At 53.8% G+C, this 303-nt stretch carries 2 tRNA genes; both read left to right on the forward strand.

What is annotated here, in order from left to right:
* Window positions 1-54: 54 nt before the first annotated feature.
* Window positions 55-131 (forward strand) — tRNA-Arg (locus EYS42_RS16995).
* A 45-nt stretch (window positions 132-176) separates the two neighbouring features.
* A tRNA-Arg gene (locus EYS42_RS17000) sits at window positions 177-253 on the forward strand.
* Window positions 254-303 lie beyond the last annotated feature (50 nt).

The following is a 303-nucleotide window of genomic DNA, read 5'->3' on the forward strand; positions in this document are numbered from 1 at the left end:
ACGGCGCCCAAATTCACACAGCGCCAAAAACATGCTATAGTTTCACCTCTCAGCGCGGCTGTAGCTCAGTTGGATAGAGTACTTGGCTACGAACCAAGGGGTCGTGGGTTCGAATCCTGCCAGCCGCGCCACCTTCAAATGTCAGATTGAAGGCTGATCGAGAAAACCTGACACATGCGGCTGTAGCTCAGTTGGATAGAGTACTTGGCTACGAACCAAGGGGTCGTGGGTTCGAATCCTGCCAGCCGCACCAGAACACCAAGCCCGTGAACGCAAGTTCACGGGCTTTTGTGTTTTCAGGTC

Origin of the sequence: Aquabacterium lacunae (assembly GCF_004310865.1) — a bacterium.
Classification (GTDB): Bacteria; Pseudomonadota; Gammaproteobacteria; order Burkholderiales; family Burkholderiaceae_C; genus Aquabacterium; species Aquabacterium lacunae.